The 26,661-nt window shown below is 66.6% G+C and carries 34 protein-coding genes; 8 read left to right on the top strand and 26 right to left on the bottom strand.

The window, feature by feature from the left end; translation table 11 throughout:
- Positions 1–3: 3 nt before the first annotated feature.
- The 8 genes from J4E04_RS03965 to rpsH form a co-directional block, all read right to left on the bottom strand.
- Entirely contained in the window at positions 4–591 is a 588-nt protein-coding gene (locus J4E04_RS03965) for an adenylate kinase (protein WP_222645523.1), read from the bottom strand.
- Positions 588–1,910, bottom strand: coding sequence for a preprotein translocase subunit SecY (secY, locus tag J4E04_RS03960; protein ID WP_027504673.1), 1,323 nt, complete (start codon positions 1,908–1,910; stop codon positions 588–590). The genes J4E04_RS03965 and secY overlap by 4 nt, the downstream gene beginning before the upstream one ends.
- Before the next feature lie 221 nt (positions 1,911–2,131).
- On the bottom strand, positions 2,132–2,575 hold the full coding sequence (rplO, locus tag J4E04_RS03955; protein WP_027504672.1) for a 50S ribosomal protein L15: 444 nt from the start codon (positions 2,573–2,575) through the stop codon (positions 2,132–2,134).
- Positions 2,572–2,757, bottom strand: coding sequence for a 50S ribosomal protein L30 (gene rpmD / locus J4E04_RS03950; protein WP_027504671.1), 186 nt, complete (start codon positions 2,755–2,757; stop codon positions 2,572–2,574). Before rpmD ends, rplO begins: the two co-directional genes overlap by 4 nt.
- Positions 2,750–3,421 (bottom strand): 30S ribosomal protein S5, encoded by a 672-nt coding sequence (gene rpsE, locus J4E04_RS03945; RefSeq protein ID WP_027504670.1) that lies wholly within the window; start codon positions 3,419–3,421, stop codon positions 2,750–2,752. Before rpsE ends, rpmD begins: the two co-directional genes overlap by 8 nt.
- Positions 3,422–3,467: 46 nt before the next feature.
- A complete protein-coding gene (gene rplR / locus J4E04_RS03940; protein WP_037184745.1) occupies positions 3,468–3,890 on the bottom strand; it encodes a 50S ribosomal protein L18 in 423 nt (140 codons plus the stop codon).
- Positions 3,890–4,429 (bottom strand): 50S ribosomal protein L6, encoded by a 540-nt coding sequence (gene rplF / locus J4E04_RS03935; RefSeq protein ID WP_490149920.1) that lies wholly within the window; start codon positions 4,427–4,429, stop codon positions 3,890–3,892. The genes rplR and rplF overlap by 1 nt, the downstream gene beginning before the upstream one ends.
- Positions 4,430–4,443: 14 nt before the next feature.
- Positions 4,444–4,842, bottom strand: a complete 399-nt coding sequence (gene rpsH, locus J4E04_RS03930) for a 30S ribosomal protein S8 (protein ID WP_027504667.1) — start codon at positions 4,840–4,842, stop codon at positions 4,444–4,446.
- 751 nt (positions 4,843–5,593) lie between these two features.
- On the opposite strand from rpsH, the gene J4E04_RS03925 reads away from it, so the two are divergent.
- Complete coding sequence (locus J4E04_RS03925; RefSeq protein ID WP_490149919.1) at positions 5,594–6,079, top strand: hypothetical protein; 486 nt, start codon at positions 5,594–5,596, stop codon at positions 6,077–6,079.
- A gap of 72 nt (positions 6,080–6,151) precedes the next feature.
- On the opposite strand, the gene J4E04_RS03920 is transcribed toward J4E04_RS03925, so the two are convergent.
- From J4E04_RS03920 to rplN, 5 genes are all read right to left on the bottom strand, one after another.
- Entirely contained in the window at positions 6,152–7,666 is a 1,515-nt protein-coding gene (locus J4E04_RS03920; protein ID WP_051613170.1) for an APC family permease, read from the bottom strand.
- A 194-nt stretch (positions 7,667–7,860) separates the two neighbouring features.
- A complete protein-coding gene (locus tag J4E04_RS03915) occupies positions 7,861–8,046 on the bottom strand; it encodes a type Z 30S ribosomal protein S14 (RefSeq protein ID WP_027504665.1) in 186 nt (61 codons plus the stop codon).
- Positions 8,047–8,050: 4 nt separating this feature from the next.
- Positions 8,051–8,617, bottom strand: a complete 567-nt coding sequence (gene rplE, locus J4E04_RS03910) for a 50S ribosomal protein L5 (RefSeq protein ID WP_027504664.1) — start codon at positions 8,615–8,617, stop codon at positions 8,051–8,053.
- Positions 8,617–8,931: a 50S ribosomal protein L24 gene (gene rplX / locus J4E04_RS03905; RefSeq protein ID WP_027504663.1), complete on the bottom strand. Its 315-nt coding sequence runs from the start codon at positions 8,929–8,931 to the stop codon at positions 8,617–8,619. Before rplX ends, rplE begins: the two co-directional genes overlap by 1 nt.
- Before the next feature lies 1 nt (position 8,932).
- Complete coding sequence (gene rplN, locus J4E04_RS03900; RefSeq protein WP_027504662.1) at positions 8,933–9,301, bottom strand: 50S ribosomal protein L14; 369 nt, start codon at positions 9,299–9,301, stop codon at positions 8,933–8,935.
- A gap of 182 nt (positions 9,302–9,483) precedes the next feature.
- Between rplN and J4E04_RS03895 the strand changes: the two genes are divergently transcribed.
- The 6 genes from J4E04_RS03895 (at position 9,484) to J4E04_RS03870 (ending at position 18,436) form a co-directional block, all read left to right on the top strand.
- A complete protein-coding gene (locus J4E04_RS03895; protein ID WP_490150500.1) occupies positions 9,484–10,791 on the top strand; it encodes an AIM24 family protein in 1,308 nt (435 codons plus the stop codon).
- Between the two features lie 137 nt (positions 10,792–10,928).
- Positions 10,929–11,951, top strand: coding sequence for an endonuclease domain-containing protein (locus J4E04_RS03890; protein WP_490149918.1), 1,023 nt, complete (start codon positions 10,929–10,931; stop codon positions 11,949–11,951).
- The gene (locus J4E04_RS03885; protein ID WP_222630467.1) at positions 11,948–12,634 is read left to right on the top strand and encodes a hypothetical protein; all 687 of its coding nucleotides are present in this window, start codon (positions 11,948–11,950) and stop codon (positions 12,632–12,634) included. Before J4E04_RS03890 ends, J4E04_RS03885 begins: the two co-directional genes overlap by 4 nt.
- 14 nt (positions 12,635–12,648) lie before the next feature.
- The gene (locus tag J4E04_RS03880; protein ID WP_307108304.1) at positions 12,649–15,768 is read left to right on the top strand and encodes a helicase HerA domain-containing protein; all 3,120 of its coding nucleotides are present in this window, start codon (positions 12,649–12,651) and stop codon (positions 15,766–15,768) included.
- A 42-nt stretch (positions 15,769–15,810) separates the two neighbouring features.
- Positions 15,811–16,815: an aldo/keto reductase family protein gene (locus J4E04_RS03875; protein WP_285184402.1), complete on the top strand. Its 1,005-nt coding sequence runs from the start codon at positions 15,811–15,813 to the stop codon at positions 16,813–16,815.
- A 76-nt stretch (positions 16,816–16,891) separates the two neighbouring features.
- Positions 16,892–18,436, top strand: a complete 1,545-nt coding sequence (locus J4E04_RS03870; RefSeq protein ID WP_328812153.1) for an alanine/glycine:cation symporter family protein — start codon at positions 16,892–16,894, stop codon at positions 18,434–18,436.
- Between the two features lie 6 nt (positions 18,437–18,442).
- On the opposite strand, the gene J4E04_RS03865 is transcribed toward J4E04_RS03870, so the two are convergent.
- From J4E04_RS03865 to rpsJ, 12 genes are all read right to left on the bottom strand, one after another.
- Positions 18,443–19,135: a hypothetical protein gene (locus J4E04_RS03865; protein ID WP_027504656.1), complete on the bottom strand. Its 693-nt coding sequence runs from the start codon at positions 19,133–19,135 to the stop codon at positions 18,443–18,445.
- Between the two features lie 100 nt (positions 19,136–19,235).
- Positions 19,236–19,517: a 30S ribosomal protein S17 gene (gene rpsQ / locus J4E04_RS03860; RefSeq protein ID WP_042575434.1), complete on the bottom strand. Its 282-nt coding sequence runs from the start codon at positions 19,515–19,517 to the stop codon at positions 19,236–19,238.
- Positions 19,514–19,759, bottom strand: a complete 246-nt coding sequence (gene rpmC, locus J4E04_RS03855; RefSeq protein WP_027504654.1) for a 50S ribosomal protein L29 — start codon at positions 19,757–19,759, stop codon at positions 19,514–19,516. Before rpmC ends, rpsQ begins: the two co-directional genes overlap by 4 nt.
- Positions 19,759–20,175, bottom strand: a complete 417-nt coding sequence (rplP, locus tag J4E04_RS03850; protein ID WP_027504653.1) for a 50S ribosomal protein L16 — start codon at positions 20,173–20,175, stop codon at positions 19,759–19,761. The genes rpmC and rplP overlap by 1 nt, the downstream gene beginning before the upstream one ends.
- 3 nt (positions 20,176–20,178) lie before the next feature.
- Positions 20,179–20,982: a 30S ribosomal protein S3 gene (gene rpsC / locus J4E04_RS03845; RefSeq protein WP_027504652.1), complete on the bottom strand. Its 804-nt coding sequence runs from the start codon at positions 20,980–20,982 to the stop codon at positions 20,179–20,181.
- Positions 20,982–21,386, bottom strand: a complete 405-nt coding sequence (gene rplV, locus J4E04_RS03840) for a 50S ribosomal protein L22 (protein ID WP_027504651.1) — start codon at positions 21,384–21,386, stop codon at positions 20,982–20,984. Before rplV ends, rpsC begins: the two co-directional genes overlap by 1 nt.
- Positions 21,383–21,664 (bottom strand): 30S ribosomal protein S19, encoded by a 282-nt coding sequence (rpsS, locus tag J4E04_RS03835; RefSeq protein ID WP_027504650.1) that lies wholly within the window; start codon positions 21,662–21,664, stop codon positions 21,383–21,385. The genes rplV and rpsS overlap by 4 nt, the downstream gene beginning before the upstream one ends.
- Positions 21,665–21,681: 17 nt before the next feature.
- Positions 21,682–22,518, bottom strand: coding sequence for a 50S ribosomal protein L2 (gene rplB / locus J4E04_RS03830; protein WP_027504649.1), 837 nt, complete (start codon positions 22,516–22,518; stop codon positions 21,682–21,684).
- A gap of 47 nt (positions 22,519–22,565) precedes the next feature.
- Entirely contained in the window at positions 22,566–22,871 is a 306-nt protein-coding gene (gene rplW / locus J4E04_RS03825; RefSeq protein ID WP_027504648.1) for a 50S ribosomal protein L23, read from the bottom strand.
- Positions 22,868–23,557: a 50S ribosomal protein L4 gene (gene rplD, locus J4E04_RS03820; RefSeq protein ID WP_027504647.1), complete on the bottom strand. Its 690-nt coding sequence runs from the start codon at positions 23,555–23,557 to the stop codon at positions 22,868–22,870. Before rplD ends, rplW begins: the two co-directional genes overlap by 4 nt.
- Positions 23,554–24,219 carry a 50S ribosomal protein L3 gene (gene rplC / locus J4E04_RS03815; protein ID WP_027504646.1) on the bottom strand — a complete coding sequence of 222 codons (666 nt, stop codon included), beginning with the start codon at positions 24,217–24,219 and terminating at the stop codon, positions 23,554–23,556. The genes rplD and rplC overlap by 4 nt, the downstream gene beginning before the upstream one ends.
- A 14-nt stretch (positions 24,220–24,233) precedes the next feature.
- A complete protein-coding gene (gene rpsJ / locus J4E04_RS03810; RefSeq protein ID WP_003938093.1) occupies positions 24,234–24,539 on the bottom strand; it encodes a 30S ribosomal protein S10 in 306 nt (101 codons plus the stop codon).
- A gap of 588 nt (positions 24,540–25,127) precedes the next feature.
- Here rpsJ and J4E04_RS03805 point away from each other — a divergent pair.
- Positions 25,128–25,604 carry a hotdog fold domain-containing protein gene (locus tag J4E04_RS03805; RefSeq protein WP_490149917.1) on the top strand — a complete coding sequence of 159 codons (477 nt, stop codon included), beginning with the start codon at positions 25,128–25,130 and terminating at the stop codon, positions 25,602–25,604.
- Positions 25,605–25,721: 117 nt separating this feature from the next.
- Here the strand turns inward: J4E04_RS03805 and J4E04_RS03800 are convergent, their stop codons facing one another.
- The gene (locus tag J4E04_RS03800; RefSeq protein ID WP_051613102.1) at positions 25,722–26,612 is read right to left on the bottom strand and encodes a glycosyltransferase; all 891 of its coding nucleotides are present in this window, start codon (positions 26,610–26,612) and stop codon (positions 25,722–25,724) included.
- Positions 26,613–26,661 lie beyond the last annotated feature (49 nt).

The raw sequence follows: 26,661 nt of genomic DNA, 5'->3' as shown, positions 1-26,661 counted from the left end.
GGGTCAGTCGTCGCCCTGGATCGCGTCGATGACCTTCTTGTTGACGTCCTCGACCTCGCCGACGGCGTCGACCGTCACGAGTAGTCCCGACCGGCCTCCGGCCTGCCCGCTGCGGCCATGGCTCTTGTAGTACTCGAGCAGCGGAGCCGTCTCGTCGCGGTAGACCTTCATCCGGTTCCGGATGACGCTCTCCTTGTCGTCCTCCCGCCCACGGGCGAGCATGCGCTCGACCACGACGTCCTCGTCGATGACGAAGGAGACGACGGCGTCGAGCGTCGTGCCCGCGTCCTCGAGGATGGAGGCGAGTGAATCGGCCTGATCGGTCGATCGCGGGAAGCCGTCGAGGATGAAGCCGTTGGTGGCGTCGGGCTCGGCCAGACGGTCGCGCACCATGTCCACGGTCAGCGCACTCGGGACCAGGTCGCCCGCGTCGAGGTACTTCTTGGCCTCGATGCCCAGGGGCGTCTTCTGGCCGATGTTCGCGCGGAAGAGATCGCCCGTCGAGACGTGGGGAATTCCCAGCTTCTCCGACAGCAGCGTCGCCTGCGTACCTTTGCCTGCTCCGGGAGGACCGAGGAGGACGAGTCTCACTTGAGGAACCCTTCGTAGTTGCGCTGCATCAGCTGGCTTTCGATCTGCTTCACCGTGTCGAGTCCCACGCTCACCATGATGAGCACCGCGGTTCCGCCGAAGGGCAGGTTCTGGGCGCCACCGGAGTTACCGATGTCGAGGAACAGGTTGGGAAGCACAGCGATGGTGCCGAGGTAGATGGCACCGGGCAGCGTGATGCGACTGAGAACGAAATTGAGGTAGTCGGCCGTCGGACGTCCCGGCCTGATGCCCGGGATGAATCCGCCGTACTTCTTCATCTCGTCGGCACGTTCCTCGGGGTTGAACGTGATGGCGACGTAGAAGTAGGTGAAGAAGACGATGAGGCCGAAGTAGATCGCGATGTACACCGGGTTCGCCGGGTTCACCAGATACGTGTTGATGGCGCGTTGCCACCAACTCGGATCCGCCGCCGTGCTGGCATTGGTCAGCTGGGCGATGAGATTGGGGAGGTACAGCAGCGACGACGCGAAGATCACCGGGATGACACCGGCCTGGTTGACCTTCAGCGGCAGGTAGGTGGACGAGCCGCCGTACATGCGGCGGCCGACCATGCGCTTGGCGTACTGCACCGGGATGCGGCGCTGGCCCTGCTCGACGAAGACGACGCCGATGATGATGGCGAGAGCGGCGAGGCAGACGAGCGCGAAGACGATGCCGCCGCGACTGTCGAGAATCGACTTGCCCTCGGACGGGATGCGCGAGGCGATGCCGGCGAAGATGAGCAGCGACATGCCGTTGCCGACGCCGCGCTCGGTGATGAGCTCGCCGAACCACATGACCAGGGCAGCACCCGCGGTCATGACCAGCACGATGGTGACCAGTCCGAAGATGGACGAGTCCGCGATGATGTCGAGGTTGCAGCCCTGGAGCAGCTGTCCGCGCGAGGCGAGCGCGACGAGACCCGTGGCCTGCAGGATCGCCAGAGCGATGGAGAGATAGCGCGTGTACTGCGTCATCTTCGCCTGGCCGGCCTGGCCCTCCTTGCGGAGTTCCTCGAACCGCGGGATGACCACGGTGAGGAGCTGGACGATGATGCTCGCGGTGATGAAGGGCATGATGCCGATCGCGAACACGGACAGCTGCAGCAGAGCGCCGCCCGAGAACAGGTTGATCAGCGAGTAGATGCCGGCGGAGTCGCCACCCGACACCTGGTCGATGCACTGACGGACGTTGCCGTAGTCGACACCGGGCGACGGCAGCGTCGCGCCGAAGCGGTACAGAGCGATGAGGCCGAGAGTGAAGAGGATCTTCCGTCTCAGGTCAGGTGTCCTGAGGGCCGACACAAAGGCGGAAAGCAACGATCCTCCTGGACGGGGTGACTAACGAGGGAGATGGTCGGGGCGCACTGGCACCCCGTCGAACTCTAACAGCGCCGCGGAGTGCGCAGCCCGGGCCGAGCCGGACAACCCACTCACCGTGGCACCGAACGGCCGATGGCCGCAGCACGAGAGTCGTACCACGGCCATCGGTCCGTACTGCCGGAGGCCCGCTCACTCGTCGAGTGAGCGGGCCGCCGAACTCACAACTCGGTGACGGATCCGCCGGCTGCGTTGATCTTTTCCTTGGCACTGCCGGTGAACTTGTCGGCGGTGATGGACACCTTCACCGACAGGTCGCCGTCGCCGAGGATCTTGACGAGACGGTTCTTGCGCACCGCACCCTTGGCGACCAGATCGTCCTTGGAGATCTCGCCACCCTCGGGGAACAGTCGCTCGATGTCGACCAGGTTCACGACCTGGTACTCGACCCGGTTGCGGTTGGTGAAGCCCTTGAGCTTCGGCAGCCGCATGTGGATCGGCATCTGGCCACCCTCGAAGCCGGCCGGGACGTTCTTACGAGCGCCCGTGCCCTTGGTGCCACGACCTGCGGTCTTGCCGCGCTTTCCGCCTTCACCGCGACCGACGCGGATCTTCGCGCTCTTCGAACCCGGTGCGGGGCGAAGATGATGCAATTTGATGGTCACTTGGTGACCTCCTCAACGACGACGAGGTGACGCACCACGTTGATCAGCCCGCGGGTCTGCGGGGTGTCCTCGCGAATCACCGACTGGCGGATCTTCTTGAGGCCCAGCGTGCGAATGCTGTCACGCTGGTTCTTCTTCTGACCGATGGTGCTCTTGATCTGGGTCACTCTGAGGTCAGCCATGAGCTGCTCCTGCTGCTGCCTGGGCGCGAGCGCGCAGCATGCCGGCGGGAGCGACGTCCTCGATCGGCAGACCACGACGAGCCGCGACCTCTTCCGGACGCTGCAGGCTCTTGAGAGCCGCAACGGTGGCGTGCACGACGTTGATCGCGTTGTCGCTACCCAGCGACTTCGCGAGGATGTCGTGGACACCTGCACACTCGAGCACGGCACGCACCGCGCCACCGGCGATGACACCGGTACCGGGGCTTGCCGGGCGCAGCATGACCACACCGGCCGCAGCCTCACCCTGGACGGGGTGCGTGATCGTGCTACCGATCAGCGGGACGCGGAAGAAGCTCTTGCGAGCCTCCTCGACACCCTTCTGAATGGCGGCCGGAACTTCCTTGGCCTTGCCGTAGCCGACGCCGACCAGACCGTTGCCGTCTCCGACGATCACGAGGGCGGTGAAGCTGAAGCGACGACCACCCTTCACGACCTTGGAGACGCGGTTGATCGCGACGACGCGCTCGAGGTTGTTCTTCTCGGGAGCGTTGCCGCCCCGCGAGTCGCGACGGTCGCGACCTCCACGGTTGTCTCCGCCGCGGTTGTCACCTCCGCCTGCATTGGGTCCTGCGTTGGCTCCGGCGGGTCCGCTGCCGCCGTCACGCCGTTGACGTCCCGGCATCAGGCTGTCCTTCCGTTGGTGAGCTGAATCTTCGCTGCGTTGGTCATCAGAACGTCAGCCCGCCTTCGCGAGCTGCATCGGCGAGTGCCGCGATGCGTCCGGCGTAACCGTGGCCACCGCGGTCGAAGACCACTGCCTCGATGCCGGCCGCCTTGGCACGCTCGGCGATGAGAGCGCCGACCTTCGCGCCACGGGCCTTCTTGTCGCCCTCGGTCGCGCGCACATCGGCCTCGATGCTGGACGCGGACGCGAGAGTGCGGCCGGTCAGATCGTCGATCAGCTGTGCGTGCAGGTGACGCGAGGAACGGTTGACGACCAGACGGGGACGCTCGGCGGTTCCGGAGACCTTCTTGCGAAGACGGAAGTGGCGGCGCGTCTTGGACAGGCGACGACGCGTGGAGGCGTCCTTGCCCAGCGGGATGCGCTTCGGGTTCGCGTCGGAACCCTTCGTTGCTGCGGAGTTGCTCATCACTTACCTGTCTTTCCGACCTTGCGGCGGATCTGCTCACCCTCGTACCGAACGCCCTTGCCCTTGTACGGGTCGGGACGACGGAGACGACGGATGTTGGCAGAGATCTGGCCGACCTTCTGCTTGTCGATACCCGAGACCGAGAATCGGGTGGGCGTCTCGACCGCGAAGGTGATGCCGTCGGGCGCCGTGATCGGCACCGGGTGGCTGTAGCCGAGAGCGAACTCGAGGTCGCTGCCCTTCAGTGCCACGCGGTAACCGACGCCGTGAATCTCCATCTTCGTGGTGTAACCGGTGGTCACACCCGTGATGAGGTTCGTGACGAGAGTGCGCGAGAGGCCGTGGAGCGAGCGGCTACGACGCTCGTCGTCCGGCCTGTTGACCGAGAGGGATCCGTCATCGTTCTTGGCGATGGTGATCGGCTCGGCGATGGTGAGACTCAAGGTGCCCTTGGGTCCCTTGACGGTGACATCCTGGCCGGCGATGGTGACATCGACTCCGGCGGGAACTGTCACAGGAAGCTTTCCGATACGCGACATAGTGGTGGCCTCCCTTACCAGACGTACGCGAGGACTTCGCCGCCGACGCCCTGATTGGCCGCCTGGCGATCGGTCAGCAGGCCGGTGGACGTGGAGATGATCGCCACGCCGAGGCCGCCGAGCACCTTGGGCAGATTGGTGGATTTTGCGTACACACGCAGTCCGGGCTTGGACACCCGACGCACACCGGCGAGGCTGCGCTCGCGGCTGGGGCCGTACTTGAGGTCGACGATGAGGGTCTTGCCCACCTCGGCGTCCTCGGTGCGGTACTCGGAGATGTAGCCCTCACGCTTGAGGATCTCGGCGATGTTCGCCTTGATCTTCGAGTGAGGCAGCTTCACCTGATCGTGGTACGCCGAATTGGCGTTGCGCAGACGCGTCAAGAAGTCTGCGATCGGGTCGGTCATGGTCATGACAGAGTTCATGGCCCTTTCTCGCAGCGGTTCCCATGCAGCACGTGCGAGCTGGTGCCCTGATAGCAGGGCCTGACTCGTCCCGTCGTGGGCCTACAGCGAAGTGTTCTGTCCTGACCGACTGTTGCCGGTCAGGGGTTGCGCTCCTGCCAGTGCAGACGTGAGCACTGGCGGGTGTTTCGAGCATCATGGCAAGAAACCTGAGTAGCTCGGGTCGTATGCAGGCATGACGGTACCCGGGCAACCGGTCAAGTGTAAGGGAGTGACCTGCGGGGACCAAATCGGTGCAGGTAGGGCGGGTGGTGCCGGTACTGCAGGGGTGTGCGCACCGGTTCCGGTGGGCTCGGGTGGACGGCGTGGGGTGCTGCGAGGGGTGCGCACACCGGTTCCGGTGGGCGGACACCCTCAGCAGCCTGCGGCAAGGGGTGTGCGCATCACGGAACGAGTGCGCGGCGGTGGTGTCGGCCGGGTGCGGCGTGAGGTGCCGGTATGGCACTCGCCAGTGCCGCAGGGGGTGTGCACACAGGTTGCGGTGAGCGAGCACCCCCTCCGGCCTGCCGCAACAGGTGTGAGCCTCACGGGAGGTGTGCACGGTGCCCAGCGCCGGCCCGGACTGACGCACCGGTTCACCGCGACATCGGTCGGGTTCAGCCGGGGAACCAAGTTCGGTGACCGATTGGTCCGTTTCGCCCCGCCATTCTCGTTCAGCCTTTTAGTGTCCATTCACAACGTTTATCGCGCACGACGAGTGATGGAGGACGATGTGAAGACCGGTGTACGCACATTCGGCAAGGTCGGAATGGTGGGAGCGGCAGCTGCTGCGGCGCTGTTGGCAGGGTCGGGAACGGCGTCGGCGGCGGTGCTCGCCGTCGTCGCGGTACCCACGCCCGGCGTCGAATCGATCAGCACGCTGGTGACCGTGACACCCGCTCTCGCCTTCACGGGCGCGGTGGACTGCACCGTCACCGCGACCGAAGTGGGTGACGAGACCAACACGGCGAGCGCCTCGGGCCCCGCCACGCCATTGCTGCCGATCGCTCCCGCCGTCGGCACCGTCGTCATCGACGGACTCGAGGCCGGGCTCTACAGCGTCGCGGTGACGTGTGACGACGGCGGCACATCGGTCGACACGCTCGTCGACCTCCCCGTCACGGTGCTTCCGGAGGGCAGCCTCCCGCCCGTCGTCCCGCCTGTCGGTGGCGGTGGCTCTCTGCCGTTGGACATCTTCGAGAGCTGACGCTCGACGACGCGAGCCCCGGTCCTCAGGGAGGTCCGGGGCTCGTCTCGTGTGCGGGTCGACCCCCGCCGATCAGTCCTTGCCGTCTCCCCGATCACGCACCCGGTCACCGAGGTTCGCCTTCTCGTCGCGATCGAGCGCATCCACGTCGATGAAGCGCGACTTGCCCTGCGTGGCACGGTTGACGAAGAACGTCACCACCCACAGCGCCACACCGAGGAGCAGCATCGCGCCGGCGATACGGTACTGGATCATCTGCGCATCGGTCCGCGCCCACGGTCCGACGAGGAACAGGCACAGCGTGCCGCCCGTCACCGGAACCCACAGCGGCGCACTGAAGCCCGTCGTCTCCTTCTTGCGCTTGAGCACCAGGTTGGCGACGTTGACCACCGCGAACACGCAGAGCAGCAGCAGCCCGGTCGTTCCGGACAGAGCGCTGACGACCGAGTTCCCCTGCAGCTGGTTGACCACCACGATCAGCACCAGTGCCATGACGGTGGAGAACATGATGGCCGCCCACGGCGAGCGACGCGTCGGCAGAACCGCGCTCAGCGACTTCGGCAGGATGCGCTGACGCCCGAGGCCGTAGATCAACCGACTCGCCATCAGCATGTTGATGAGCGCAGTGTTGGCGACGGCGAACACCGTCAGGTACGGGAAGATCTCGTCGATCGGCAGTCCCGGTGCGCCGAGTCGCACGACGTGGAGCAGGATGCCCTCGCTGCCGGAGTCGTAGTCCAGCGGCAGGACCGCGATCACGGCCACGACGACGAGAACGTAGATGAGGCAGGCGATGCCGAGTCCGGAGAGCATCATCTTCGGGAAGATCTTCTCGGGCTCCTTGGTCTCCTCGACCATGTTCACCGAGTCCTCGAAGCCGACCATCGCGAAGAAAGCAATGGTGGTCGCGACGGTGACGGCGAGGAACCAGCCCTTCTCGTTGGCGTCGTCGAACACGACCAGATTGGCGATGTCGCCCTCGGCGCTACCACTTCCCACCGCGACGAAGCCGATCGCGATGACGATGGCGAGCGCTGCCATCTCGATGATCGTCAGGATCACGTTGAACTTGACCGACTCGCCGACACCGCGCAGATTGATCGCCGCCAGCAGCAGCATGAAGGCCAGTGCGACCACCAATTGCGCTGTGTCGCCGGTGGGTACGTCGAACCACCCGATGCCGTCCTCGGTACTGAAGGTCTCGTGCAGGCCGGCCAACAGGTTGCCCGCCACCACGTTCGAGGACGTCGAGGCGCTGGTGATGCCGGAGCAGATGACGGCGAACGCGACGAGGAACGTCGCGAAATGGATGCCGAAGGCCTTGTGCGTGTACAGCGCGGCGCCGGCGGCCTGCGGGTACTTGCACACCAGCTCGAGATAGGAGAACGCGGTCAGCGTCGCCACGACGAAGGCGAGGATGAACGGCAGCCACGCCATTCCGCCGACATTGGCGATCATGTCGCCTGTCACGGCGTAGACGCCGGCGCCCAGGATGTCGCCGACGATGAAGAGCAACAGCAGTCCGGGTCCGAGGACCCGCTTGAGTTCCGGCGTGGCCGAGGTCTCGGTCTCCGCGGTCTGAGTCATGATTCCTCCGCTCGCTTCCCCGTCGCGCAACACTAGGCCCGGTGAGGCGCCGGCGCGAGGCATACGGCGGGAGACACGCAGAGAGGAACAGACCGTTCGGACCGCGCGACATTCCTCGACGCACTGCATCCGTGAACGCCGACAGGCCCGAGCCGTGATGGCTCGGGCCTGTCGGGGTGTGTCAGGTGATCAGATCACCAGGAGCTCTTGTGCACTCCGGGGAGCTCGCCGCGGTGCGCCATCTCGCGCACGCAGATACGGCAGAGGCCGAACTTGCGGAACACGGAGTGCGGACGGCCGCAACGCTGGCAGCGGGTGTACGCACGAACCGCGAACTTCGGCTTCTTGTTGGCCTTGTTGACCAGTGCCTTCTTAGCCATACGCTCAGTTCTCCTTGAACGGGAAGCCGAGGTGCTTGAGCAGCGCGCGGCCTTCGTCGTTGTTGGTGGCCGTCGTGACGACGGTGATGTCCATGCCGCGAGGGCGATCGATCTTGTCGACGTCGATCTCGTGGAACATCGACTGCTCGTTCAGGCCGAACGTGTAGTTGCCGTTGCCGTCGAACTGCGTGCCCGACAGGCCACGGAAGTCCCTGATGCGGGGAAGCGCGATGGACACGAGACGGTCCAGGAACTCCCACATGCGGTCGCCGCGCAGCGTGACGCGCGCGCCGATGGGCATGCCCTCGCGGAGCTTGAACTGCGCGATGGACTTGCGGGCCTTGCGGATCTCGGGCTTCTGGCCGGTGATCGCGGCAAGGTCTGCGACCGCACCGTTGATCAGCTTCGCGTCACGGGCGGCGTCGCCGACACCCATGTTGACGACGACCTTGACGATGCCGGGGATCTGCATGACGTTGGCGTACTCGAACTCGGTGTTCAGCGCGTCCTTGATCTCCTCGCGGTAGCGAGTCTTCAGGCGCGGAACGATCTTGTTCTCGGTGGTCGTCATCAGATGTCCTTCCCGTTCTTACGGGAAATCCGAACGCGCTTGCCGTTGTCGTCGGTGCGGTAGCCCACGCGGGTGGGGTTGCCGTCCGAGTCGATGACCGCGACGTTGGAAACGTGAATGGGGGCTTCCTGCGTGACGATGCCGCCCGAGGAGGCGCCGCGCTCGTTGGCCGAGACAGCGGTGTGCTTCTTGATGCGGTTGACGCCCTCGACGAGGACCTTGGAGGTCTCGGGGTAGGCCGTGATGACCTTGCCCTTTGCTCCCTTGTCCTTACCGGAGATGACGAGAACCGTGTCGCCCTTGTGCACCTTCATCTCACAACACCTCCGGAGCCAGCGACACGATGCGCATGAACTTCTTCTCACGCAGCTCGCGGCCGACCGGGCCGAAGATGCGGGTACCGCGGGGATCGTTGTCAGGCTTGATGAGAACGGCAGCGTTCTCGTCGAACTTGATGTACGAACCGTCGGCGCGGCGACGCTCCTTCGTGGTGCGGACGATGACGGCCTTGACGACCTCGCCCTTCTTGATGTTTCCACCGGGGATCGCGTCCTTGACGGTGGCGACGATGACGTCGCCGATCCCGGCGTAACGGCGTGACGAGCCACCGAGAACGCGAATGCACAAGATTTCCTTGGCACCCGTGTTGTCGGCGACGCGAAGCCGCGACTCCTGCTGAATCATGGGTCTCCTAGTGACCTGGATGTACGTACGCGGCGGATACCGACCCGACGCGCGCGGTCTGTGGCCCTGGCCGACGCATGCGTCTACCACGGGCAACCGCTCTAGTGTAGGGAACACGCGGACGGGATCCAAATCCCCACCACGCGCGACGGCACAGGTCTCTGTCAGGCGCCGGTGGCACACTGAGGTCCGTGGACAGCCTCGCACGGGGGGAGAATCGCCCCGCACCCTCGGACAGCCTCGACATCTCCGTGTCCGGCGCCGCCGTGGACGTCTCGGCACTCCTGCTGAACTCCGCGGGCCGGGTTCGATCGGACGCGGACCTGGTCTTCTTCAACAACCCGGTCGGCCCCGGCGTGACGTACGGCAGCGGCGGGATCCGCGTGGACACCCGTGCGGTGCCCCGCGACGTCGACACCGTGGCCGTCACCGCCAGCCTGGACGGATCGGGCCCCACCACGTTCGGCGGCCTGGAGCCGACCATCTCCATCGGACCGGACCTGTCGTTCCGGATGAGCGGACTCACGAGCGAGGCCGCCGTCGTGTGCGTCGAGATCTACCGACGCGGCGACGCCTGGAAGGTCCGCGCCGTGGGCCAGGGCTTCGACGACGGGCTCGCGGGCATCGCGACGAACTTCGGCATCACCGTCGACGACGAGCCCGCGCCGGCCACGACACCGGCACCGGCACCGACACCGACCGTCGTCCCCACCACAGCACCACCACCACCCGTACCGACGCAGGGAGCACTGGCCGTGAGAAGTGAACTGTTCGCCCCCACCCACGCCGAGGTCCAGGGAGTCGGCATCCAGAAGCAGGGCAGCAAGATGGCCCGCGTCGCGATGAACGGCGAGATCATGGCGCGCTCGGGATCGATGGTGGCCTACCAGGGCGACCTGAAGTTCGAGGCGCAGGGATCCGGCGGCATCGGCAACATGATCCGTCGCACGGTGACGGGCGAGGGTGTGCCGCTGATGAAGGTGTCCGGTCGCGGCGACCTCTTCCTCGCGAACGCCGCCCAGGACGTGCACATCATCGACCTCGACGGCAGCGACGGTCTCACCATCAACGGCGCCAACGTGCTCGCATTCGACTCGTCGCTGTCGTACCGCATCGGTCGGGTCCAGGGTGCGGCCGCCAGCAGCAACGCGGGCCTGTTCAACTGCATCTTCACCGGGCAGGGGCGCATCGCCATCACCACCGACGGGCAACCCGTCGTGCTGAACGTCGACCAGCCCACCTTCGCGGATCCGCAGGCTGCGGTCGCGTGGTCGTCGAGCCTGCAGACCTCGGTGAAGAGCAACGATCAACTCAACTTCGGCACCCTCATCGGCCGCAGCACCGGCGAGCGCTTCACCCTGCAGTTCTCCGGGCAGGGGTTCGTCGTCGTGCAGCCGTCGGAGCAGCCGCCCGGCGGGTTCGTCGGCGGCACGGGCGGCGGGCAGCAGGCCGGTGTCGGCGGCGCGCTGGGTGGCCTGCTCGGACGGTGACCCGCGCGACACGGGTTCCCGTCCCCGGGTACGGTTTCGGGGATGATAACCGACAGGGCAGGCCTGAAGTCGGCCGAAATCGGCCGCGGGGCGGTGGCCGGTCCGGTCTGCCTCGACACCAGGGCGGGGGTGATGACGTGACGACACGCGTCGACACCGCGACGCCCTGGTGGCACGACGCCCCGCTGGACCGGGTCGTACGACTGTCCGGCGCCGCGATGCGCGATCTCGCCGAGTCGGTGGACCCGCTGCCGTCCGATGCTCCGGCCGCACTCTTCTTCACCCTGTCGAACGGCTCCGCGTCGGAGATGGTGGACGCCGTCGTCGCCGCGATCGAGCAGGCCGCGCTCGACCTCGTCCCCTTCCTGCTGCCCGGCGATGTCGGCGACCGCTCGTCGCTGGCGCGCGACGCCGCGCGGACCCGAGCGCGGCAGTGGGCGTCGACGAGCGAACACTTCGGTCCGTACCTCGCCCATCTCGCGGGCGCGTCGACGTCGGGTCGTCCCCTGCGTGTCGACGCCTTCGCTCGCGAGACCCGAGCCGCCGGTGCCGCCCGCGTGATCGCCGACGTCCACGGGCGAGAGCGCGCCGTCCTCGTCGTGGACGTCCCCGCCGACGCCGACCCGGCAGCGGTGGCGACCGCCGCGGAATGGTGGTGCAGCACCGGGACGGGCGTGTGGTTGACCGGGGCCGGTGCACCCGCCGTGGACAGGTTCCCGGTGCTGACCGTGCGCACTCCGTCGACCCCGGACGACGTCAACACCATCGTCGACCGCTTCCGGCCGCTGAGCTACCCGCCCGTCGAGGGGCGTCCGCACGCGGCCAGCGCGGCGGAGATCCTGCTGGACCGCGTCCTCTCCACCCGCGAGTGGGCGGCGGGCCGACGCCACAACCGCTCCGTCCGGCCGACGACGTTGAGCAGACCGTTCACGCTGGACGTTTCGTGGGTCGATGAGAAGGTCGCCATCGAGATCGACGGCCACGAGCACCGTGCGCGTGCTCAGTTCGCCGACGACCGGTCCCGCGACAACCTGCTGCAGACGCACGGCTGGATCGTGCTGCGCTTCACCAACGAGGACGTGCTCGCGGACCACGAGAGCGTGATGACGATGATCGAACAGGCACTGCACCGACGACGATCGAAGGGGACTCCCACGTGAGCGCGAACGAGTTGACCGGCACCGAGGTGTCCGTGCTGATGGTGCTGATGGCCGAGGCACGCGCGGTGCGCAACCCCGAACTGTCGACGCTCGGGCCCGAGTTGAAGAAGCCCCACCGGGACCACCTCGCGTCGCTCGGCCTGATCGAGGTGGGCAAGCAGGGTCGGACGATGACCGTCGAGCTCACCGACAAGGGCTGGAAGCACTGCTCCGACCTGATGGGCACGCAGGCGCCGAAGGGTGCGGCCGGCCCCGGCAAGGCCCTGTTCACCGTCATGGCAGGCCTCGGCCGGTGGTTCCATCGCGACGACGTACGTCCCGCCGAGGTCTTCTTCCCGCGCGACACTCCGACGTCGATCACGGCGCCGCCGACGCCACCCAACGCCATCGTCGCCCCCGCGGTCCGCAGTGAACTGTCCGCCGCGGACGTCGAACAGCGGATCCGGTCGACGTACGCGGACCTCGCTCGTGAGCCCGGGGCCTGGGTGCGGCTGTCGCGGCTGCGGCCCGCCCTGTCCGACATCTCGCGCACGGATCTCGACGAGGCGCTCGCCCGGCTGCGACGCGCCCCCGACGTCTCCCTCATCCCCGAGGAGAACCAGAAGACGCTGACCGACGAGGACCGCGCCGCGGCCGTCGATGTCGGCAACCAGCAGAACCACCTCTTGGCGATCGAACAGTGATGGGCGGCTCCACGATGACGACCACGAAGTCCGAACAGATCCGCGCTCTCGAGTCGGTGCGGCTGAGCTGGGCCCCCACACCCGACGACGTGTGGCGCTCCCAGTCGGACGTCCACGTGCCCGGGATGCACGAGCGGGTGTTCACCGAGGTCATGAGTGCGTACACCGACGCCGAAAACTCGGACGACGCCAGTCCGCTCGGCGTCGTCGTGCAGGGCCCCGCGGGTTCCGGCAAGACGCACCTTCTCGGGCAGGTCCGCGAGGAGGTGCAGTCGCGCGGCGGCTACTTCTTCCTCATCCGGCTCCTCGACGCCGCGGGTTTCTGGCGCTCGACGCTGATGGGCATGCTCGACGACCTCAACCGCCCGTCGGGTCGCGGTGACGACAGTCAGCTCCGCCTGGTCCTGCGGCGGCTCTGCGACATCGCCGGCGTGAGCGAGGACCAGCGGCGACAGGTCATGGGCGAGAACATGATCGACGCCGACACGCTGAACGAGTTCGTCACCGGCGTCTACAAGGCCCACCCCCGCCATCGTCGGACCTCCCAGCACACCCTGCGTGCCCTGGTCCTCTCGATCGCACCCGACGCGGCCGTGCAGGACATCGGTGACGCCTACCTGCAGTCGATCGACGACGTGGACGCCGACGAGTTCGAGTCGTGGGGCATCCGCCGCGCGGAGCTCGGTCACCAGGGCATCGCGGAGAACATCTCCCGACTGCTCGCGATCACGGGTCCCACCATCCTCGCCATCGACCAGATCGACACCCTCGTCGCGCAGGCGCGCACCGGCGCCGACAAGGACTACGCGGACGAGCAGGAGGACAAGGTGGTCGAGCAGCTCGCCCACGGTCTGATGACTCTCCGTGAGACGTTGCCGCGCACCGCCTCCGTGTTGTCGGCGCTGTCGAGCGCGTGGGATCTGATCGCCGCTCGCGGGGTCGCACCGATGCGTGACCGGTTCCGGGTGACGCAGCGGCTCAAGCCGATTCCGTCGTCGGACGTCGGCCGCCTGCTGCTCGAGCGTCGCCTCGAGGCGTGCTTCCGCGAGGTCGGCTTCGCCACCCCGCACCCGACATGGCCGGTGGCCGTCGACGCGTTCGACAAGGCGCCGGACTTCACTCCCCGCCAGCTGCTCATCGCCGTCGACAAGCACATCCGCCACTGCCTCGAGACGGGGGTCGCGACGGAACTGACCGACTTCGCCTCCAGCGGAGGGGGATCCGACACACCATCGCTCCCCACGGCCAAGCGATCCGAACTCGAGGCGCTCGACGAGCGGTACGCGCAGTTGCGCAGCGCCGCGGACGTGTCGACACCGCTCGAGCCCGGCACCGAGGACAGCCTCGTCCCGGCACTGCTCTCCGCCGGTCTCGACGCGTGGATCCACGAACACCAGTCGTCCGACGACAGCCTCGCGCAGGATCCTCCGCCGAGCGGCCGCCCGGCACTGCACGCACGGCTCCGCCACACCGTCGACAGCGACACCGACGACGAGGAACACTGGTGCTTCCGCGCCGTCTCCTCCACCAATGCCCGTGCGGCACTGGCCCGTATCGAGCGGGCCGTCACTGCGGCGGGTCTCCACATCGACATGCCGCGCCGTCGGTTGATCCTCATCCGCAACGCACCGTGGCCCAAGGGCGCGAAGACGGAACAGACCGTGGCGGCGCTGCACCGCGCCGGTGGTGTCGAGGTGCCGCTGAGCGAGGACGATCGCCGCTCGCTGCACGCCCTGGGCGCTCTCCGGTCGGAGAACTCGCCGGCCCTCACGTCGTGGCTGCTCGCTCGCAAGCCGGCGCACGAGATCGCGTTGTTCCGCGAGGTTCTGCCCGACGCGAGCGTCGTCGACGACGATCAGGCACTCATCGAACCCGAGGTGTCGCAGGCTCCCGCGGCAACTCCGCGCCGGGAGCAGATCGAGATGGGGACGGAGCTCAGCACCAACGCCGAGGTCCGCATTCCGCTCGAGGCGCTGCGCAAGCACACGGCGATCTTCGCCGGATCGGGCAGCGGTAAGACCGTGCTCATCCGTCGGCTGGTCGAGGAGTGTGCCCTGCACGGTGTCTCGTCGATCGTGCTCGACATCAATAACGATCTCGCCCGCCTCGGGACACCGTGGCCGGAGGACGAACGCACGTGGCCGCCGGGCGACGAGGCGAAAGCTGCTGCGTATCTGCGGGACACGGACGTCGTCATCTGGACTCCGCGCAAGTCGTCGGGGCGGCCGCTCAGTTTCCAGCCGCTCCCCGACTTCGCCAGCGTCGTCAACGACAAGGACGAGTTCGACGCGTCCGTCGAGTCGGGTCTCGCGGCGCTGGCTCCCGCCGCACTGGCGACGGGCACCACGGAGAAGGCCAAGCACCGCCAGGCGGTGCTGCGCGCGGCACTCGACGGGTTCGGGCGGCGCTCGGCCGGCGACATGTCGGACTTCATCGACCTGCTGGAGAATCTCCCCGCCGACGCCAGCGATCTGCGCGACGCCGTGCGCATCGCGGCCGATCTCGCCGAGAACCTCAAGGCCGCGATGACGAACGACCCGATGTTCGCCGGGTCCGGCACTCCCGTCGATCCGGGCGTGCTGCTCACCCCGGCCGAGGGAAAGAAGGCGCGCGTGTCCGTCATCAACCTCTCGGGGCTCACCACCGAGGAGCAGAAGCAGAGCTTCGTCAATCAGCTGCAGATGGGTCTGTTCGCTTGGATCAAGAAGAACCCGGCGGGTGATCGACCGCTCGGCGGACTCTTCGTCATGGACGAGGCGCAGAACTACGCGCCCTCGGACAAGGCGACACCGGCCACGCACAGCACGCTCGCACTCGCGTCGCAGGCCCGGAAGTACGGCTTGGGCCTCGTCTTTGCGACACAGGCACCCAAGGGGCTGCACAATCGCATCGCCGGAAACGCGGCCACCCAGTTCTACGGCCTGCTGAACAGTCCCGCCCAGATCCAGGCGGCGCAGGAGATGGCGCGCGCCAAGGGCGGTTCCGTACCCGACGTCGGACGTCTCCCCGCAGGTCAGTTCTACGCGGCCGTCGAGGGTTCGGAGTTCCGGCGTACGGCCACTCCCCTGTGCCTCACCTTCCACCCGAAGAGTCCCCCCACCGAAGAGGAGGTCCTCGCGCTGGCGCGCGAGTGAGAGGAGAAGTCCTGGCGCCGGCGCGCGAGTAGCGTTGTTCGCATGGCTTACAGATTTCTGGGCAACAGCGGACTCAAGGTTTCCGAGATCACCTACGGCAACTGGCTCACCCACGGGTCGCAGGTGGAGAACGACGTCGCGACCGCCTGCGTGAAGGCGGCTCTCGACGCCGGCATCACGACGTTCGACACCGCGGACGTCTACGCCAACGGCGCGGCCGAGACCGTGCTGGGCAAGGCGGTGGCGGGCGAGCGTCGTGAAGGTCTCGAGATCTTCACCAAGGTGTATTTCCCGGTCGGCGAGAAGGGCCCGAACGACACGGGGCTCTCGCGCAAACACATCTTCGAGGGCATCGAGAACTCGCTGCGACGCCTGGGCACCGACTACGTCGACCTCTACCAGGCGCACCGATACGACCACGAGACGCCGCTCGAGGAGACCATCGCCGCCTTCGGTGACGTCGTCCAGCAGGGCAAGGCGTTGTACATCGGCGTGTCCGAGTGGACCGCGGACCAGCTCCGCGAAGCGCAGACACTGGCCCGGCAGCGCGGTTTCTCCATCGTCTCCAATCAGCCTCAGTACTCCGCACTCTGGCGCGTCATCGAGTCCGACGTGGTCCCGGCGTCCAAGGAACTCGGTATCTCGCAGGTCGTCTGGTCACCGCTGGCTCAGGGCGTCCTCACGGGCAAGTACGTTCCCGGACAGCCGCTTCCCGAGGGCTCGCGCGCGACCGACGACAAGGGCGGCGCGGACATGATCTCGCGCTACATGAACGACGAGACGCTGACGCGCGTGCAGAAGCTGAAGCCGATCGCCGACGACCTGGGCATCACGATGTCGCAGCTCGCCATCGCCTGGGTGCTGGCCAACGACAACATCGCCGCGGCACTGGTCGGCGCGTCTCGTCCCGAGCAGATCGCCGACAACGTCAAGGCGCAGGACGTCACCCTCGACGCCGACGTGCTCGCCAAGATCGACGAGGCGCTGGGCGACATCGTCGAGAAGGATCCGTCGAAGACGGTGAGTCCTGAGAAGCGTCTGGCCTGAGGTCAAGATCAGGTAAAGGATCGGTCAGATACGCCTGAAGGCGTGCAGGATCCGGGATGCCGGGGTCGAATGAGACATGACTTCCGTACCCCGGATCCTTGCGGCCGACGGTGGCACCCTCACCACCATCGAGAATGCCATCAATTCCACCTTCGAACCCGTCACCGAGGCGGTCACCACCGTCGTCTTCTTCTCCGTCGACATCGGCGGTGCATCGGTACCACTGGTCGTGCTCTGGCTCCTGGCCGCGGCGATCATCTTCACGGTCACCTTCAAGTTCCTGCAGGTACGTGGCGCCAAACACGCGGTGGAACTGGTCCGCGGGAAACACGACGACCCCACAGCACCCGGCGAGGTGAGCCACTTCCGCGCCCTGACCGCCGCCGTGTCCGGCACCGTCGGGCTCGGCAACATCGCCGGTGTCGCGGTCGCGGTCACCCTGGGCGGACCCGGTGCCACGCTGTGGATGATCCTCGCCGGCTTCCTCGGTATGGCCACCAAGTTCGTCGAGTGCACGCTGGGTGTGAAGTACCGCGACGTCCACGAGGACGGCACCGTCTCCGGTGGTCCCATGAAGTACCTCACCAAGGGGCTCGCGGAGCGCGGGATGAGCCGAGTCGGGAAGATCATGGCCACCGTCTACGCCGTGATCATCATCTTCTTCGGCATCTCCGGCGGAAACATGTTCCAGGCGAACCAGACCTACGCTCAGGTGCGCAGTGTCACCGGTGGCGACGAGGGTTTCCTCGGCTCGGACGGCGCGAAGTTCGGTTTCGGGCTCGTCGTCGCCGTGGTGATCGGGCTGGTCATCATCGGCGGGATGAAGTCCATCTCCGCCGTGACGGCCAAGCTGGTTCCCGCCATGGCCATCGTCTACGTGCTGGGATGCGCCGTGGTGATCGCCGTCAACATCGAGCAGGTCCCCGGCGCCATGAGTGCGATCGTGACGGGCGCCTTCTCCCCCACGGGCGTGGCGGGTGGCGTACTGGGCGTCATGATCATCGGCATCCAGCGCGCCGCGTTCTCGAACGAGGCGGGACTGGGTTCGGCCTCCATCGCGCACTCGGCAGTCAAGACGCGTCATCCGGTCACCGAGGGATTCGTGGCCATGCTCGAACCGTTCATCGACACGGTCGTGATCTGCACGGCCACCGCTCTGACGATCGTCATCGCGAACACGCAGTCCTGGCAGGACCAGCGCGCCATCGTCGCGGAGACCGGCGCTCTTCCTGCCGGCGGCGTCACACTCACCTCGGACGCGTTCGAGACGGTGCTCCCCTGGTTCCCGTACATTCTGACGGTCGCGGTGGCGCTCTTCGCGCTGTCCACCGCCATCACGTGGGCCTACTACGGGTCGCAGGCGTGGACGTCCCTCTTCGGCCGCAGCGCCCTCGCCAAGCACAGCTTCAACGTCATCTTCTGCCTCTTCACCGTCGTCGGCACGGTGCTGTCGCTCGGATCCGTACTGGACTTCGCGGATGCGGCGCTGTTCGCCCTGGCCTTCGTCAACATCATCGGCCTCTACCTGCTGCTTCCCGTCGTGAGGCGGGAGCTGCGCGACTACATGGCGCATCGCCGGGGCGAGACGGTGGCGGTCGACGACGTGGACGTCACGGGCTGACCGCGCCTACGCCTCCAACGCCCCCGCGATCCGCTGTTCGATCTGTGCGTACGCCGTCGTCGGCAGCGTCACCAGGCCCTCGAGCTCGGTGCGCGCCTTGCGGTACGCCGCCTGCCGCTCGGCGGGGGTCGAGGCGCCGTCCAAGGCCATGCGCAGCAGCGACTGCGCGCGAGTGAGTCGGTTCTGCTCCGCCTCGCTGAAGTTTCCGCGGCGACGACGCTTCGCCTCGGACTCGGCGGCGGTGAACGCCACGGCGTAGTCGTGCACGGCCGAGCGGTAGAGCCGCTGCGCCTCGACATCGCCGACCAGTTCGTCCGCCGCCGACGGCCGGAGGGAGTCGGCTTCGAGCTTGGCTCGGTGGAAGGCCACCGTCATCGGGTCGCGCATGTTCGTCATCATGGGGAACTCGAGCAGGTTGATGACGTCGGTCTCGTAGGCGAACCACCGAGCGTTCACGTCGTCGTGCTCGGCGAGCGCCTTCTCGACGGATCGACGTTGTGTCTCCGCGTCCTGCTTCGTGGACTTCGAGAGTTCGAGCGCTGCGACCTTGGCCTGCTGCTTGATGCGGTACCGCTCGAGGCGACGATCCGCACGTCGCTCGTTGGCGGCGCTGACCGCCTTGGCCGCACCCGCGATGGACCCGCCGAAGACGAACCACAGCCACCAGTACTGGCCGGCGAACTGCATCACACTGTCCATGCCGATCCCCTCTCGTCCGGCCATCGTAGCGAGGACCGGAGAACGCAGAACGACCCCGCACTCACGAGGAGTGCGGGGTCGTCCATGGGTGCTGCAGGTCTTACTTGGCCTTCTCGAGGACCTCGACCAGTCGCCAGTGCTTCGTGGCGGACAGGGGGCGGGTCTCCATGAGCTGAACGCGATCGCCGACGCCGGCGACTCCGTTCTCGTCATGGGCCTTGACCTTGGTGGTGCGTCGGATGATCTTGCCGTAGAGGGCGTGCTTCACACGGTCCTCCAGCTCGACGACGATCGTCTTCTGCATCTTGTCGGAGACGACGTAACCGATACGCGTCTTCCGGCTGTTGCGTGCTTCTTCAGTGGTCACTGTTTCCTCGCTCATGCTGCGTCACCTGCCGTGTCCTCGGAAGGACCTGCGGCGAGCCCGAGCTCACGCTCGCGCATCACGGTGTAGATGCGCGCGATCTCGTGGCGGACGACGCGCAGCCGACGGTTGTTGTCCAGCTGGCCGGTGGCCATCTGGAAGCGGAGGTTGAACAGCTCCTCCTTCGACTCACGAAGGCGGGTGATCAGTTCTTCGTCGCCGAGCTCGCGGAGCTCGGCAGCCGGGGTACCGGTAGCCATCAGAACTGAACCTCCCTCGTGATGATGCGTGCCTTGATCGGCAGCTTGTGAATCGCGCGCGTCAGTGCTTCACGAGCGATCTGCTCGTCCGGGTAGCTGAGCTCGAAGAGCACGCGGCCGGGCTTGACGTTGGCGACCCACCACTCCGGCGAACCCTTACCGGAACCCATGCGAGTCTCGGCAGGCTTCTTCGTGAGCGGACGGTCCGGGTAGATGTTGATCCAGACCTTGCCACCACGCTTGATGTGGCGGGTGACGGCGATACGGGCTGCCTCGATCTGACGGTTGGTGATGTAGGCGGGCTCGAGAGCCTGGATGCCGTATTCACCGAAGGTCACCTGAGTTCCGCCCTTGGCGGCACCCGAACGCTTGGGGTGGTGCTGCTTGCGGTGCTTGACCCGACGGGGGATCAACATGCGTCAGCCCTCCTTCTGCTCGGTCGTAGCGGGTGCATCAGCGGTTGCGGTCGCTGCGCGGCCGGCCTCGGTGCTGGTCGCCGTGGTGCCCGAGGCACCGCTGCGACGCGGACGAGACGGACGCTCACGACGGGGACGATCGCCTGCCGGAGCAGCGGCGGCGACAGCTTCACGCTTGCCACCGACGATGTCGCCCTTGTAGATCCAGACCTTCACGCCGATGCGACCGAAGGTGGTCTTCGCCTCGTAGAGGCCGTAGTCGATGTCCGCACGCAGCGTGTGCAGCGGAACGCGACCTTCGCGGTAGAACTCGGAACGGCTCATCTCCGCGCCGCCGAGGCGACCGGAGCACTGAACGCGGATGCCCTTGACGTTCGGCTGACGCATGGCCGACTGAATGGCCTTGCGCATCGCACGACGGAAAGCGACACGGTTCGAGAGCTGCTCGGCCACACCCTGTGCGACGAGCTGTGCCTCGGACTCGGCGTTCTTGACCTCGAGGATGTTCAGCTGGACCTGCTTGCCGGTCAGCTTCTCGAGCTCGGAACGGATGCGATCCGCCTCGGCGCCGCGGCGACCGATGACGATGCCCGGACGCGCGGTGTGGATGTCGACGCGAACCCGATCACGGGTGCGCTCGATCTCCACCTTGGCGATGCCGGCGCGCTCCATGCCCGTGGCGAGGAGCTTGCGGATCTGCACGTCTTCCTTGACGTACTCCGCGTACTGCTTGTCTGCGTACCAGCGGGACTTCCAGTCGGTCGTGATGCCGAGGCGGAAGCCGTGCGGGTTGATCTTCTGGCCCACTACTGAGCTCCCTTCCGGCGACCACGTGTCGAGCCGCCGGTCTTGGGCAGGCTCTCCACGATGACCGTGATGTGAGATGTGCGCTTACGAATGCGGAACGCACGACCCTGGGCACGAGGCTGGAAACGCTTGAGGGTCGCGCCCTCGTCGACGAATGCAGCCGAGACGATCAACGTGCTCGGATCGAGATCCAGGTTGTTCTCCGCGTTGGCCGCTGCCGAGGCAACGACCTTGGCGACGGGCTCGCTGGCAGCCTGCGGTGCGAACTTGAGGATGTTCAGGGCATCCTCGACGCTCTTTCCGCGGACCAGGTCCACGACGCGACGGGCCTTCATCGGCGTCACGCGAACGTGCTTGGCCGTGGCCCGGGCGATCGGGTTGTCGGTGGGGGTGAAGTTGGTCATCGCCGCTTCGCCTTCCGGTCGTCCTTGATGTGACCCTTGAAGGTCCTCGTCGGCGCGAATTCACCGAGCTTGTGTCCGACCATCGCATCCGAGACGAACACCGGGACGTGCTTGCGACCGTCGTGGACGGCGAAGGTGTGACCGATGAAGTCGGGGGTGATGGTCGAGCGGCGTGACCAGGTCTTGATGACCTGCTTCGTGCCCTTGTCGTTCTGAACGTCCACCTTTTTCAGGAGGTGGTCGTCGACGAACGGGCCTTTCTTCAGACTGCGTGGCATCTGCTACTCCCTCCTGATTATCGCTTGTTCTTGCCGGTGCGGCGGCGGCGGACGATGAGCTGATCGCTCGGCTTGTTCTTGCGGGTACGGCCTTCCGGCTGTCCCCACGGGCTGACCGGGTGGCGACCACCGGAGGTCTTGCCCTCGCCACCACCGTGCGGGTGGTCGACCGGGTTCATGACGACACCACGGACGGTCGGGCGCTTGCCCTTCCAGCGCATACGGCCGGCCTTGCCCCAGTTGATGTTGGACTGCTCGGCGTTGCCCACCTCGCCGACGGTGGCGCGGCAGCGCACGTCGACTCGACGGATCTCACCGGACGGCATACGCAGCGTGGCGTAGGCGCCTTCCTTACCGAGGAGCTGAGCACCGGCACCGGCGGAGCGGACCATCTTGGCGCCGCCACCCGGACGAAGCTCCACCGCGTGGATGGTGGTACCCGTCGGGATGTTGCGGAGCGGGAGGTTGTTGCCGGGCTTGATGTCGGCCGTGGCACCCGACTCGATGGGCGAACCCTGCGAGATGCCCTTCGGCGCGATGATGTAGCGCTTCTCACCGTCTGCGAAGTGCAGCAGCGCGATGTTGGCGGTGCGGTTGGGGTCGTACTCGATGTGAGCGACCTTGGCCGGCACGCCGTCCTTGTCGTTGCGGCGGAAGTCGATGAGCCGGTAGGCGCGCTTGTGACCGCCACCCTTGTGACGGGTGGTGATGCGGCCGTGTGCGTTGCGGCCACCGCGGCCGTGCAGCGGGCGGATGAGCGACTTCTCCGGTGTCGAGCGCGTGATCTCCGCGAAATCGGAGACACTCGCGCCACGACGACCGGGAGTGGTCGGCTTGTACTTACGAATTGCCATGTTTGTCTCGTCCCTTGATCCTCGAGGACCCTCTGAGCTCCGGCCGCTTACGCGACCGGGCCTCCGAAGATCTCGATGGGCTTGCTGTCGGCCGAGAGGGTCACGAGCGCGCGCTTGGTGCTCTTACGCGTGCCGTAGCCGAATCGGGTCCGCTTGCGCTTGCCCTGCCGGTTGGCGGTGTTCACGCTGGTCACAGTCACGCCGAAGACCTTCTCGACAGCGATCTTGATCTGCGTCTTGTTCGAGTCGGGGTGCACGATGAACGTGTAGGTCCCCTGCTCGATGAGCCCGTACGACTTCTCCGAGATGACCGGGGCCAGCAGGATGTCGCGGGGATCGGCAATGGTGCTCACTTGTCCTCCTCCTGTGAATCCGTTGCTGCCTTGGCCGGTCCTGCGATGAACGTGTTCAGTGCCTCGACACTGAAGATCACGTCGTCCGCCTCGAGGACGTCGTAGGTGTTGAGCTGATCGGGCGCGATGGGGTGAACGCCGTCGAGGTTCTGGACGGACTTCCATGCGGCCAGGTCTGCGCGGCCGATGACCAGCAGAACCTTCTTGCGATCGGTGAGCTCCGCGAGGAACGTGCGAGCACCCTTGGTGGAGGGCACCTGTCCCGCGACGAGCTCGGTGATCACGTGGATGCGCTCGCTGCGCGCCCGGTCGGAGAGGGCACCGCGGAGAGCTGCAGCGATCATCTTCTTGGGGGTGCGCTGGCTGTAGTCGCGCGGCTGCGGGCCGTGGACGGTGCCACCGCCGACGAACTGCGGTGCGCGGGTCGAGCCCTGACGTGCACGGCCGGTGCCCTTCTGGCGGTACGGCTTCTTGCCGCCACCGCGGACCTCGCCACGCGTCTTCGTCGAGTGCGTTCCCTGACGTGCCGCAGCGAGCTGCGCGACGACGACCTGGTGCATCAGCGCGATGTTCGCGGTGCGATCGAAGATCTCGGCGGGGAGATCGACGGTGCCGTTGGTCTTGCCACCGAGCTCCTTGACGTCGAGCGTCAGGTTGGCTTCGGTCTTCTTCTCGAGACTGGTCATGCTCGCGCACCACCCTTCACTGCGCTCTTGACGATCACGACGCCGCCCTTGCGGCCCGGGATCGCACCCTTGATCAGCAGCAGACCGTTCTCGGCATCGACCTTGTGCACCGAGAGGTTCTGCGTGGTGATGCGGTCGCTACCCATGCGGCCCGACATGCGCATGCCCTTGAAGACACGGCCGGGGGTCGCGCAGCCACCGATGGAACCGGGGCGGCGGTGGACAGCCTGCGCACCGTGGCTCGCGCCCTGGCCCTTGAAGCCGTGGCGCTTCATCGTTCCCGCGAAGCCCTTGCCCTTGCTGACTCCGGTGACGTCGACGAAAGCGCCGTCCTCGAACTCGGCTGCGGTGAGCTCCTGGCCGATCTCGTAGCCTGCGGCGTCGGCGACGCGCAGCTCCGCGAGATGGCGGCGAGGCGTGACGCCTGCCTTGGCGAACTGGCCGGTGACCGGCTTGTTCACCTTGCGGGGATCGATGGCACCGAAGGCGACCTGGACGGCGCTGTAGCCGTCGCGCTCCTCGGTACGGATCGCGGTCACGACGTTCGGGTCAGCCTTCACGACGGTGACCGGGACGACGCGGTTGTTCTCGTCGAAGACCTGGGTCATGCCGAGCTTGGTGCCCAGAATGCCCTTGGCCGGACGCTTGATGTTGTCAGTCATGGTTGTCTCCGCGCTCACTGAATGTTGACGTCGACGCTTGCCGGCAGGTCGATGCGCATGAGCGCGTCGACCGTCTTCGGCGTCGGGTCGAGAATGTCGATGAGTCGCTTGTGCGTGCGCATCTCGAAGTGCTCGCGAGAGTCCTTGTACTTGTGCGGCGAACGGATGACGCAGTACACGTTCTTCTCGGTGGGCAACGGCACAGGTCCGACCACGCGTGCCCCGGTGCGGGTCACGGTCTCGACGATCTTGCGCGCGGACGCGTCGATCGCCTCGTGGTCGTAGGCCTTGAGCCTGATGCGGATCTTTTGTCCCGCCACGCTTATGTCCTCTTCCTTGCCCTGGTTAACCGTTGGTCAGGTCTCTCGTCTCCGGATGTCGATCCGGAGAACCCGGCAGTGTGCTGACCCGACGCCGGCATGAAGCCGAGCGCGAGGCGCATCCATGAGGACGAACGTGGCGGACTCTCGCATCCACGCACACGCGTGGCCAGGAGGAATCCGTTGCCGCTGTTCATCTGTCATGGTTCTCCGGTCCACGCGGTCGGGCGTGTCGCATTCCCGCACATGATTCTCCCTCGGCCCGAACTCGACCGGAGGGAGAACGCGGACCGGATGCGCCCATCGTGCCGGCGCAATCACTGCATGTCGTTCTCGTCGCATACCTCGACCGCGAGATCACGTCGCAACACGCACGACAGAGATCACCTCGGTCAAGGCAACCCGAACAGTATGACCCACGCCGGGGGTCGAGTTCAAATCGAGGCGGTACCGCGGCCGGAACGCACGGTCGATCGCAGCGATCCGCGCAGGTGGTACCCATCGGCACGTGTCGCAACCAGCGCGGACGACCGGTCAGTGCGCGGATTTACCGCGCCCGACCAACTTACCGCCGAGTAAGGTGCAGCCATGGCAACGGTCACCAGCACGTACGCGCTCTGGCAGCGACTCCCCGGCGGGATCACCCGCTCCCTGGCGTTCTCCGCGGGAATGTGTGTCCGCGTGCCCTTCTTCGCCACGGTCCTCCCCCGCGTACGGGAGCTCGCCCCCGGGCGGTGCGTGGTCTCCGGGCCCACGTGGTTCGGAGTGCACAACCACCTGGGCACCTTCCACGCCATCGCGGCCTGCAATCTGGCCGAGGTGGCGATGGGGATGCTCGCCGAGGCGACGATCCCCACGACCCACCGGTGGATCCCCAAGGGCATGAACGTCCAGTACCTGGCCCCCGGCAGATCCGGGCTCACCGCCACCGCGCTGCTCGACGATCGGCCGGACTGGGAATCGGTGACCAGCGGCGTGGAACTCGTCATCCCGGTCAGCCTGCGCGACGCCGGCGGCACCGAGGTCGTCCACGCCGACATCATCGTGTGGGTCAGCCCGCGGTGATGTCCGACCGGCCTCCGGCCTGCCCGCGGTGACTTCCGACCGGCCTCCGGCCTGCCCGCGGTGACTTCCGACCGGCCTCCGGCCTGCCCGCGGTGACTTCCGGTGCTCTGCTGTCGGTCAGCTCCCGGGAGGTGCTTCCGACAGCGCTGCCGGCCGGAAGGTGCGCTCGGTGAGCAGACGTCTCGGCGAGAAGGACCGGCGAACAGGGTCGTAGGCGCGGTACGGGAACCAGAACACCGCATGCGAGAGCCAGGTGACCGGTGCGACGAGCCACCGCAACGACCAGTTGGAGCGACCGTGGATCTCGAAACTGGTGATGCCGGCCTTGACGAACGACGTGTACTGCAGCGGCGGTGTCAACGCGCGCCGCGGCGAGATGTCGGCCCACATCTCGGTGGGCTGGACGATGGAGTAGCCGGCCTCGATGAGACACAGCGCGAAGTCGATGTCCTCGTGCACGTCGGAACGGGACGTCAGCTTGTCCTGGACCGCGTCCCAGGCCTCCAGCCGCACCGCCATGTTGGCGCCGTGCATGTTGTCGATCTTCATGCCGTTGCCCAGAACCTTCGCCCGGACGAGCGCGTCGACGAGCCATTTCTTCGACCTGGTGAACGGTGAGTCGTAGGGCGCGCTCAATCCCGTGATACCACCGAGATTGAGATCGGAATCCGCGTCCCGGAATGTCTGCTTCACGGCGGACACCCATCCGGCGCCGATTCGGGTGTCCGCGTCGATACGCCCGATGATGTCCGATGTCGCTTCCCGGAAACCCGTATTACGGGAGAAGAACAATCCTTTTCGCGGTTCGTGCACGAGACGAATCTTCGGCTCGCGCGCCGCGTACTCCTTCACGATCTGCACCGTGTCGTCCATCGACCCGTTGTCCACGACGATGACCTCGGACAACTCGTCGATCTGCGGCAACACGTGATCGAGACACGCTGCGATGTAGTCCTCCTCGTCGAGGACAGGAATGACGAGACTGGTGACCGTTCCCTGCAATGTCATGATCGGCGACCCCCTTTCCACCGTCGACAATAAGGGGACGCGCCGCAAA

It is taken from the genome of Rhodococcus sp. NFXS4 (genome assembly GCF_058139645.1).
Note: the sequence above shows the minus strand (reverse complement) of the source record. Positions and strands in the feature narration are given on the sequence as shown.